The following is a 1,615-nucleotide window of genomic DNA, read 5'->3' as shown; positions in this document are numbered from 1 at the left end:
GTCAAATGCTGTTTCAACACCTGAGCTAGCTGCCCAGTGCCCCGTAAAGCTTCCTTGATCTCAGCAACCGGCACCCCCAGCCGCCGCAACACCGAAATCTGCTTGAGCCGATCGATATCTTCCCAGGAATAATCCCGGTAGTTGTTATCCTGGTTGATAGTCGGCGAAAGCAAACCCATCTTTTCATAGTAGCGGATGGCCTTCTTGGTCAAGCCGGTCGCCTTAGCCGCTTCCCAGATGTTCATAAGCTGCACCTCCTGTTCCTAGGGTAAGGTGTTCCCCAAGGGAACAGTCAAGCCTTAAACATCTGAGCTTTTTAAGACTTATCTTCCCTGTCAATGAACTGAATCACATAACGGGCAAAAGTCTCAAAGTCACCTAAGTTACGCTTTAGAATCTCGTATATTTCCTCGGCAGTAACGTTAGCATAACCGTGTACCAATCGGTTTCGGTACCCGGCCATTCCTTGGATGCGGGCAGTAAAATCCGGGGGGAGAATACCATTCTTCCCGAGCGAGTTAATGATGCCTCGGTAATCTTCGGGTCGACCTAGGCCTTTCTTGGCTAAGATGTGCCGACCGATATCTAAAAGCGCTTCTAAGGACCGGCGCAGGTGGTGTTCCGCTATAGCAAAGTTATCGGGGTCAGCTAGAAAATCCTCCTTGCTTAGGGAGACTAGCCGCTGCAGACGGTTTACTGAAGCCCGTATCTGGTCCAAGCGCTCATTAATCAAATTGAGGTTAAGCAAAGAAATCACCTTCGCGGATAGCCTCTCTTACTTCCCGATAGTATTGGTCCAAGAAAGGTTTAAAATCGAGGTAGTCTCGAATAACCACGTCTTCAAAATCGGTCCGGAGTTCGTCATCCCGGCAGTAAATTAGCCGGCCGCGTTTCATGATCTCAAAGCGCATCATGATGGAGGCAGTATTGAGGAGGACGACATCAGCTCTATTCAGATCAGCAGCATCTTCCATCTCAAGCCCTAGCCTAGTCGCATAGGCTAGATTATGCTTTTCCCGATCAAAAGGCATGACCAGAATGCCAAAATCATAGTCGCTGTTTGGATGAGCCGAACCATCAGCCCTAGAGCCAAACAAGTAAGCAGCCAGGATCCCATGGCGTTCAAAAACCGGTCTTATTTTCTTCAGCTTAAGATCTAAATCCTTAGGCAATTTCACTTTTTCATTCCCCACCACAAGCTTGGTCCCAGATCCTTAGGACTACCATGATTTAGTATAACGGAAAACAGCCTGCCGGGCAATTGAAACACCTGCCGGCCCCTGGCGTCAAGCAGGAATAATCCCGATAGTTGTTGTCCTGATTTATGGCCGGCGAAAGCAAACCCATCTTTTCATAGTAGCGGATGGCCTTCTTGGTCAAGCCGGTCGCCTTAGCCACTTCCCAAATGTTCATAAGCTGCACCTCCTGTTCCTCAGGGTAAGGTGTTCCCCAAGGGAACAGTCAAGCCTAAAACATCTGAGCTTTTTAAGACTTATCTTCCCTGTCAATGAACTGAACCACATAACGGGCAAAAGTCTCAAAGTCACCTAAGTTACGCTTTAGAATCTCGTATATTTCCTCGGCAGTAACGTTGGCATAACCGTGTACCAATCGG

5 protein-coding genes are annotated in these 1,615 nt (G+C 48.4%); all 5 read right to left on the bottom strand.

The window, feature by feature from the left end:
* A partial coding sequence (locus tag H5U02_06315) for a MerR family transcriptional regulator (protein MBC7342047.1) occupies positions 1–245 on the bottom strand: 245 nt, incomplete at its 3' end.
* 71 nt (positions 246–316) lie between these two features.
* On the bottom strand, positions 317–748 hold the full coding sequence (locus tag H5U02_06310) for a DUF86 domain-containing protein (protein ID MBC7342046.1): 432 nt from the start codon (positions 746–748) through the stop codon (positions 317–319).
* Positions 741–1,178 carry a nucleotidyltransferase domain-containing protein gene (locus tag H5U02_06305; protein ID MBC7342045.1) on the bottom strand — a complete coding sequence of 146 codons (438 nt, stop codon included), beginning with the start codon at positions 1,176–1,178 and terminating at the stop codon, positions 741–743. The genes H5U02_06310 and H5U02_06305 overlap by 8 nt, the downstream gene beginning before the upstream one ends.
* A gap of 52 nt (positions 1,179–1,230) precedes the next feature.
* Positions 1,231–1,413: a MerR family DNA-binding transcriptional regulator gene (locus H5U02_06300; GenBank protein MBC7342044.1), complete on the bottom strand. Its 183-nt coding sequence runs from the start codon at positions 1,411–1,413 to the stop codon at positions 1,231–1,233.
* Between the two features lie 72 nt (positions 1,414–1,485).
* A partial coding sequence (locus H5U02_06295; GenBank protein MBC7342043.1) for a DUF86 domain-containing protein occupies positions 1,486–1,615 on the bottom strand: 130 nt, incomplete at its 5' end.

Source organism: Clostridia bacterium (assembly GCA_014360065.1).
Classification (GTDB): domain Bacteria; phylum Bacillota; class DSM-521; order Neomoorellales; family JACIYF01; genus JACIYF01.
The sequence above is the reverse complement of the archived record's forward strand: the minus strand, read 5'-3'. Positions and strand labels throughout refer to the sequence as shown.